Source organism: Achromobacter sp. UBA4530 (assembly GCF_002388205.1).
In the GTDB taxonomy this organism is placed as follows: Bacteria; Pseudomonadota; Gammaproteobacteria; order Burkholderiales; family Burkholderiaceae_B; genus Achromobacter; species Achromobacter animicus.
Map to the genome: position 1 here is coordinate 542,864 of NZ_DGMA01000007.1, position 6,215 is coordinate 549,078.

Here is a 6,215-nt window from a genome sequence, read left to right on the forward strand (position 1 = left end):
AAATCAATCCCTTATCTCGCCCCCCGAGTGTAACAGAATAAACAGCCAGATGACTGCCTCAGACCCCACCAAGCCCGCTGGCGACAAGCCTTCCGTGCGCATGATCACCGTTCCCGAGGACCGTGCAGGCCAGCGCCTGGACAATTTCCTGCTGGGCCAGCTCAAGGGCGCCCCGCGCAGCCTGGTCTACAAGCTGGTGCGCAGCGGCCAGGTCCGCGTGAATGGCGGCCGCGCCAAGGCCGAACGCAAGCTGGAGGCGGGCGACGAGGTGCGTGTGCCGCCGGTTCGTCTCACCGAGGAAGGAGACAAGGCGGGTCCGCCCGAGTCCTTCATGCGCCGGCTGGAGCAGGCCATCGTCTTCGAAGATGCGCGCCTGCTGGCCCTGAACAAGCCGACCGGCGTGGCCAGCCACGGCGGCAGCGGCATCAGCTTCGGCGCCATCGAGACCCTGCGTGCCCTGCGCCCGGGGCAGACCCTGGAGCTGGTCCACCGGTTGGATCGCGACACCTCGGGCCTGCTGATCGTGGCCAAGAAGCGTTCGGCGCTGAGCGAGCTGCAGGCGCTGCTGCGTGAAGACCACGGTGCCGGCATCCGCAAGCGCTACCTGACCCTGCTGGCCGGGCGCATGCCCGACGGCGTGATGACGGTCGACGCGCCGCTGCACGTCGGCCTGCGCCAGGGCGGCGAGCGCCACGTGCAGGTCAACGCGATCGGCAAGGAATCGATCAGCCACTTCCGGGTGCTGGAGCGCAAGGGCGGCCATTCGTATTGCGAAGTGCGCATCGAGACCGGCCGTACCCACCAGATCCGCGTGCATGCCCAGCATCTGGGTCATCCGGTGGCTGGTGACGACAAGTACGGCGATCCGGCAGTCAACAAGCGGCTTCGTGAGCAGATCGGGCTGAAGCGCCTGTTCCTGCACGCGGCCTCGCTGGAGTTCGCGCTGGACGCCGGCAAGACCCCGTACGTGCTGAACGCACCGCTGGCCGACGAGCTGGTGGAAGCGCTCGACCGCCTGAAGTAAGCGACCCATGTAGAGTCGAGCCGTGCTCGACTGCTCTTCGGCCGGGCGCGGCGGAAAGCCAGTCGAGCAAGCTCGACTCTACGGGGCGAGATGGCGCGGAAAGCGGAAAGCCAGTCGAGCACGGCTCGACTCTACAGGGCGGCGCGCAAGTCCCTCACCACTTGAACAGCACCAGGCTGATCGCCAGCGTGCCCATGCCCGCCACCAGCCCGTACACGGTCTCGTGGCCCTTGGCATAACGCTTGGCCGCCGGCAGCAGCTCATCCAGCGCCAGGAACACCATCACGCCGGCAATCAGCCCGAACACCCAGCCGAACGTGGCGTGCGACAGCGAACCCTTCAGCAGGAAGTAGCCGAGCACCGCGCCCACCGGCTCGGCCAGGCCCGACAGCAGGCTGGCCAGGAAGGCATGCAGCTTGCTCTGGGTGGCGAAGTACACCGGCACCGCGATGGCGATGCCTTCGGGAATGTTGTGGATGGCGATGGCGAAGGCGAGCGGCATGCCCACTGACGGGCTTTCCACGGTCGCGAAGAAGGTCGCCAGGCCCTCGGGAAAGTTGTGCGCGGTGATCGCCACGGCGGTCAGCAGGCCGACGCGCTTGATGTAGGCCTTGTTGTTGTCGAGGAACGCCGGTTCCTTCGAATCCAGCGTCTCGTGCGGGTTCGGGATCAGGTGATCGATCGCCACGATGGCCAGCACGCCCAGCAGGAAGGCGATGGTGCCGTAGGTGAAACCGCTGCGCTCGCCATAGGCCAGTGCGAACGATGCGATGGACTTGTTCAGGATTTCCGACAGCGAGACATACACCATCGCGCCGCCGGCAAAGGCCAGGCCGAACGCCAGCAGGCGGGGGCTGGGCCGGCGCGAGAACAGCACCAGCAGGCTGCCGATGGCTGTCGCCAGGCCGGCAGCAAGGGTGACCGCAAGCGCGATCCAGAAATTTTCCGGGGAGATCTGCAGCATTTACCGACGCGTTCCTGGTCATTCAGCAACCGCCCCGGGCAGGCCGGGGCGGCGGGGGCGAGGCGGGCGTCGGCTGGCCTCGTCGCTACGCCGGCCTTCAGCCGCCGCGGCGCATCCGCTCTTCGATGGCGAAGCACTGGTCCGGCTTCGGCTGCGGCGGGTTGAAGCTGACCGGCACCTGGATGGTGGCGGGCACGGCCTGGCCGTTGCGGGTGGCGGCCTTGAACTCCCAGGCCTGCACGGCGGTCCTGGCCAGGTCGTCCAGCTGCGCGTTGACGGCGCCGGTCAGCAGCAGGACCTCGCTGGGACGGCCATCGGTGCCGATGGTGACCTTGAAGGTGCTGGTGCCGCCCACGCCGGTGCAGGCCAGTTCCATCGGGTACTGCGGCGGCGGGGTTTTCACTGCCGCCACCTCGGTGGGCGGGGCGGCCGGCGGCGCCGGCGGCTCGGACGAACCACAGCCGGCCAGGCCGTTGGCGGCGAGCAGGGACAGGCTCAGCAGTCGAACATTCATTTCACGTGCTCCGTCAGGGCCGAGGTCTTGGCTGCGCAGATGAAGTCGTTCTCGCTCAGCCCGCCCACGTCATGGGTGGAGTAGCGCACGACGGCGCGGTCGTAATGCACGCCCAGGTCCGGGTGGTGGTCCTCGTGGTGGGCGATCCAGGCCAGCGCGTTCACGAAGGCCATGGTGGCGTAGTAATCCTTGAAGCGGAACGTGCGCACCAGCGCCTGGCCGGCCTCGGCCAGTTCCCAGCCCGGCACCTGCGGCAGCAGTTCGGCCAGGCGGGCCTCGCCCAGCTTGTGATCGCTGCCCTTGCGCGGCACGCAACGCGCCTGCGCCAGCGGAATCAGGTCGGACATGGGTTCCTCCACCTCGTGTTGACTGAACAATGCGCCGGGCGGTGTATAAACCGTATGAGCGACCGGCGCTGACTTGGCTAGAATAGCCTGATGATCCAGATCTCCGACACTGCCCAGACCCACTTCCGCAAGCTGATCGAACGCGAGGGCGTGCCCGGCATGGGCGTGCGCCTGAGCGCCGTCGACCCCGGCACCCCGCGCGCAGACGCCCGCCTGGAGTTCGCCGAACCCAGCGACCTGCTGGGTGACGAGTGGGCCGTGGACTGCGATGGCTTCACCCTCTATGTCGACGCGCTCAGCGTGGGCTGGCTCGACGGTGCCGAGATCGACATCGTTCCCGGCACCGCCGGCACCCAGCAGCTGACCATCAAGGCCCCGCGCATCAAGGGCGAAGCGCCCGGCGAGGCCGCCTCGCTGGTCGAGCGCGTGCACTGGGTGGTGGAAAACGAAGTCAACCCGCAGCTCGCTTCGCATGGCGGCAAGGTCGCCGTGCAGGAAGTCTCGGCCGATGGCGTGGTGCTGCTGCGCTTCGGCGGCGGCTGCCAGGGTTGTGGCATGGCCGACGTCACGCTCAAGCAGGGCATCGAGAAGACCCTGATGGGCCGCGTGCCGGGCGTCACCGCCGTGCGCGACGCGACCGACCATGACAGCGGCCACGCGCCGTACATCCCCCGCGGCAACGCCGCCTGATCGCCAACGCGTGCCTCTGCCCAGAGCCGAGCAACTGATCGATCTGCTGCTGGCGCGCCAGCAGCACCCCCTCATCCTCGAAAAGCGCACGCGCCTGCCGTATGGCTGGGCGATCTGGCTGCGCTCGCTGAAGCCGATCGCGCGGCCGTTCCACGCCAGCGACGTGATCGCGCTGCTGCTGCCACGGCCCCTGCCCGGACGCCCCGGGCTGCTGCCGGCCTTGGGCCCGTGGGGCGCGGCGCGGCGCCTGCTGTGGCAGGGGTGGGAACCGGCCCCGCGTGACCAGCGCTGGATGCGCTGGACCTCGGCGGTGGTCAGCGCGCTGCTGCACCTGCTGTTCTTCCTGTTGCTGCTGTGGGTGGCGGTGATCCGCACCACAGCGCCGGACGACGCCGGTGCCGAAGGCGAGCGCGTGCAGATTGAGTTTGTCGGCCGCGGCGCGCAGGAAGGCGGCGGCGACCAGCCCGGCGCCGAGGCGGCCGCTGCTGCCGAAGCCGGTGCGGTGGCCAGTGGCCAGCCGGCGGGCGAGGCCAGCGCGCCGCGTCCGCAACCGGCCGCGCCTGCTGCAGCCGCACCTGCCCCGGCGAGCAGTGCCGCAGTGACGCCGCCACCGCCGGCGCAGAGCGAGCCCGCACCGCAGGCTGCGCCTCCGCCGACACCGGTGCAGGCCACTGCGGTGGCCGAGGCGACCACCGATTTCGTGGTGCCCCCGGTCAGCGTGCCGCGCACCGAAGTGAACATCGTGCCGCGTGACACCACGCCCGCCGTGCGCGAGCGCAGCGTGCAGACCGTGCAGGCGCCAGCCGTACCGATGCAGGTGCGGCAGGTGCCGCTGGCCGTGCCTGCCCCGGCGGTCCGCGAGGTGCAGGTGCAGGAGCGTGAGGTCGCCACGCTGGAAGCTCCGGTGGCGCCGCAGCCGGTGCGCAGCGCCGACGTGCAGGTACGCCTGCCGCAGCAGCGCGAGGTGCAGGTGCGCGAGCGCGAAGTGCAGGCGGTGGTCGACCCGCAGGTGCGCATGGCGGCCGTGCCTGGCCGCGAACCCAGCGTGCGTGCGCCGACCGGTCGTGAGGTGCAGGTGCGCGAACGCAGCGTGGCCAACGCGCCGGTCGCTGCGTCGTCGCCTTCCAGTGGCGCCAGCACTGCACCGACGCCGGCCCCGGCCGGCAGTGCGGCCCGCCAATCCAGTACGGCATCGGCGCGACCGGCCGCCAGTTCGGCGACCCCCGCGCAGGCCGGTGCGCGTCCTGCGCCGGACCCGGGCAACTGGGCAACGCCGGCAAAGGGCGATGATTGGGGTGCCTCGGACCGCAACCATGACGGCGCGCGCAGCGGTGCAGCGCAGGCCAGCACGCAGGGTGCGGGGCAGGGGCTGTTCAATGCCGATGGCAGCGTCAAGGTGCCGGGCGGGGAAGGCAAGGGTGAGGCCGAGCGTGGTGCCCCGGGTGGGGCCAACGATGGCTGGACCAAGGAGCGCATCGCCGAGTCGGGCCGATGGCTGAAGCGGCCGCCGTACGACTACACGCCCACCTCGTTCGACAAGTACTGGGTGCCGCAGGAATCGCTGCTGGCCGAATGGGTGCGCAAGGGCGTCAAGGCGATGGAGATCCCGTTGCCGGGTACCAGCACGAAGATCTCCTGCGTGATCTCGATCCTGCAGGCCGGTGGTGGCTGCGGCCTGACCGACCCGAACATGCAGGACCAGCCGGCGGTGGCAAGGCCGCCACCGGACATCCCGTTCAAGAAAGAACTCCAGGAAGACAACGGCAGCCGGTAACGGCGGACTGTACGCCGCATGCCGCGCTGCGCGCTCGCCGGGCGTGGCCCGGCGCTACCGCTCACTCGCTCTGCGAGAGGAACACCCAGAACGGCACGTCACGCCCGACCCAGTCGCGGCTGGCCTCATCCATCACGTCCAGCAGCGTGTCGAAATCCTTCGCCGCGCCAGCGCGCAGCGCATCGACGTCGGCCAGGAACAGTGCATAGCCCGGTGCGGGCAGCCACTGCAGGTCGCGCAGGTTGTCGGCCAGCGCATCCCAGTTGCCGCCGAAGCCTGCCGGGAAATCGAGCTGTGCGGCCAGCCGCGCCAGCAGGGTGCGCTTGTCGGCTACACCGTGCAGGTCGATGCGGATCACCTTCAGCGAAGCATCGCGCATGGCCGCAGCCAGGTCGCTGATGTCGCCGGTGTCGATGGCGTAGACGCCGGCGTTGTTGATGTCATGCAGGCCGAGGCCGAAATCGTCGTGGCTCATGGGCGTTCTCCCGGGGCCGGTACGGTGAAGCTGCGGAACGAATCGTAGTGATCGTCGGTGTAGTACCACGCCTGCGGCGGATCGCCGCCGGTGATGATGCGGCGCGTGCCGCGGTTGGAGGCACCGGGGGTGTCGACCGTGTACTCGCGGTAGTAACCGCGCGGCCGCTGCGGCAGGCGCTGCTCGCGGTTGCCGAAGGTGGTGCCGTCCTGGCGGTGCGGGTAGGGGCCGCCGCGCTGGATGAGGGCGATGGTCTGGCGCGCTTCGGCCGGCAGGAAGCCGGGCAGGCCGTCGTTGCGGTCGCCGCCGCCGCCATGCACAGCCGGTGCGCTGCGGTTGGCCGCGCCCTGCAGGTCCTGTGCGAACTGCGGTGCCGGTGGCCGCTGCAGGAAATGGTTGGCGACCAGGCCGAGCAGCAGCAGGGCGA

The 6,215-nt window shown here is 69.9% G+C and carries 8 protein-coding genes; 3 read left to right on the forward strand and 5 right to left on the reverse strand.

What is annotated here, in order from left to right; translation table 11 throughout:
- The first annotated feature begins 49 nt into the window (after positions 1-49).
- On the forward strand, positions 50-1,024 hold the full coding sequence (locus B2W22_RS06780) for an RluA family pseudouridine synthase (RefSeq protein WP_108758233.1): 975 nt from the start codon (positions 50-52) through the stop codon (positions 1,022-1,024).
- 154 nt (positions 1,025-1,178) lie between these two features.
- On the opposite strand, the gene zupT is transcribed toward B2W22_RS06780, so the two are convergent.
- From zupT to B2W22_RS06795, 3 genes are all read right to left on the reverse strand, one after another.
- Complete coding sequence (gene zupT / locus B2W22_RS06785; protein ID WP_079222472.1) at positions 1,179-1,988, reverse strand: zinc transporter ZupT; 810 nt, start codon at positions 1,986-1,988, stop codon at positions 1,179-1,181.
- A 97-nt stretch (positions 1,989-2,085) separates the two neighbouring features.
- On the reverse strand, positions 2,086-2,502 hold the full coding sequence (locus B2W22_RS06790; RefSeq protein ID WP_286936749.1) for an energy transducer TonB: 417 nt from the start codon (positions 2,500-2,502) through the stop codon (positions 2,086-2,088).
- Positions 2,499-2,849 carry a 4a-hydroxytetrahydrobiopterin dehydratase gene (locus B2W22_RS06795; RefSeq protein ID WP_079222470.1) on the reverse strand — a complete coding sequence of 117 codons (351 nt, stop codon included), beginning with the start codon at positions 2,847-2,849 and terminating at the stop codon, positions 2,499-2,501. The genes B2W22_RS06790 and B2W22_RS06795 overlap by 4 nt, the downstream gene beginning before the upstream one ends.
- A gap of 90 nt (positions 2,850-2,939) precedes the next feature.
- On the opposite strand from B2W22_RS06795, the gene B2W22_RS06800 reads away from it, so the two are divergent.
- Both B2W22_RS06800 and B2W22_RS06805 read left to right on the forward strand, forming a co-directional pair.
- Positions 2,940-3,539: an NfuA family Fe-S biogenesis protein gene (locus B2W22_RS06800; RefSeq protein ID WP_116864319.1), complete on the forward strand. Its 600-nt coding sequence runs from the start codon at positions 2,940-2,942 to the stop codon at positions 3,537-3,539.
- Between the two features lie 10 nt (positions 3,540-3,549).
- Positions 3,550-5,313, forward strand: coding sequence for a hypothetical protein (locus tag B2W22_RS06805; RefSeq protein ID WP_286936751.1), 1,764 nt, complete (start codon positions 3,550-3,552; stop codon positions 5,311-5,313).
- A 61-nt stretch (positions 5,314-5,374) separates the two neighbouring features.
- On the opposite strand, the gene B2W22_RS06810 is transcribed toward B2W22_RS06805, so the two are convergent.
- Positions 5,375-5,788: a barstar family protein gene (locus B2W22_RS06810; protein WP_079222467.1), complete on the reverse strand. Its 414-nt coding sequence runs from the start codon at positions 5,786-5,788 to the stop codon at positions 5,375-5,377.
- Positions 5,785-6,210, reverse strand: coding sequence for a ribonuclease domain-containing protein (locus B2W22_RS06815; protein WP_286936770.1), 426 nt, complete (start codon positions 6,208-6,210; stop codon positions 5,785-5,787). The genes B2W22_RS06810 and B2W22_RS06815 overlap by 4 nt, the downstream gene beginning before the upstream one ends.
- Between the last annotated feature and the right edge of the window lie 5 nt (positions 6,211-6,215).

What these genes read in the sequence shown, in the direction of transcription:
- B2W22_RS06780 (WP_108758233.1), top strand. Translation starts at nt 50, where the DNA reads ATGACTGCCTCAGACCCCACCAAGCCCGCTGGCGACAAGCCTTCCGTG.
- zupT (WP_079222472.1), bottom strand. Translation starts at nt 1,988, where the DNA reads ATGCTGCAGATCTCCCCGGAAAATTTCTGGATCGCGCTTGCGGTCACC.
- B2W22_RS06790 (WP_286936749.1), bottom strand. Translation starts at nt 2,502, where the DNA reads ATGAATGTTCGACTGCTGAGCCTGTCCCTGCTCGCCGCCAACGGCCTG.
- B2W22_RS06795 (WP_079222470.1), bottom strand. Translation starts at nt 2,849, where the DNA reads ATGTCCGACCTGATTCCGCTGGCGCAGGCGCGTTGCGTGCCGCGCAAG.
- B2W22_RS06800 (WP_116864319.1), top strand. Translation starts at nt 2,940, where the DNA reads ATGATCCAGATCTCCGACACTGCCCAGACCCACTTCCGCAAGCTGATC.
- B2W22_RS06810 (WP_079222467.1), bottom strand. Translation starts at nt 5,788, where the DNA reads ATGAGCCACGACGATTTCGGCCTCGGCCTGCATGACATCAACAACGCC.